At 66.5% G+C, this 654-nt stretch carries 1 protein-coding gene; it reads left to right on the forward strand.

The window, feature by feature from the left end:
* Positions 1 to 654, forward strand: a 654-nt coding sequence (locus tag DQ392_RS32120; RefSeq protein WP_245982239.1) for a condensation domain-containing protein, incomplete at both ends; no start/stop codon positions are given.

The following is a 654-nucleotide window of genomic DNA, read 5'->3' on the forward strand; positions in this document are numbered from 1 at the left end:
ACGCCCCGCAGATACAGGCCGAACAAGACCTGGTCACCGGCCCCGTCCCACTGACACCGATCCAACACTGGTTCTTCGCACAGGACTTCGCACGACCGCACCACGTCAACCAGTCGCTGCTGCTCGACGTGGACGCCGAAGTGACAACCGAGCAGTGGCAACAGATCCTGCGAAAACTGCTCGAGCAGCACGACGGCCTGCGCACCCGGTTCGTACGACAGGACGGCACATGGCAAGCCGAACTGACAGACCTGCCGCCGGAGCTGCCCTGGCGGACCCACGACCTCTCTACCATCCCAGCCCACGAGCGCCACCAACGGCTGCTGGAGATCGCCGGCAAGACCCAGTCCAGCATGAACCTCGCCGAGCCCCCACTCATCCGGGCCGCCCTGTTCACGGGAGTCGACGAACGGGGCCCCCGGTTGTTGCTGGCCGCCCACCATCTCGTGATCGACGTGGTGTCGTGGCGCGTGTTGCTGGAGGACCTGGGCACGCTGGTCGAGCAAGCACGCGGTGGCCAGGAGCCGCAGCTGCCGGCCAAGTCCAGCTCATGGCGCCAGTGGGCCGAACGGCTGCGACAGGAGGCAGCCACCACGACCACACTCGACGAACTCACCTACTGGCACGAACAAACCCAGGCCACCCACCCCCTCC

This window comes from Streptomyces reniochalinae, from assembly GCF_003323735.1.
In the GTDB taxonomy this organism is placed as follows: domain Bacteria; phylum Actinomycetota; class Actinomycetes; order Streptomycetales; family Streptomycetaceae; genus Streptomyces; species Streptomyces reniochalinae.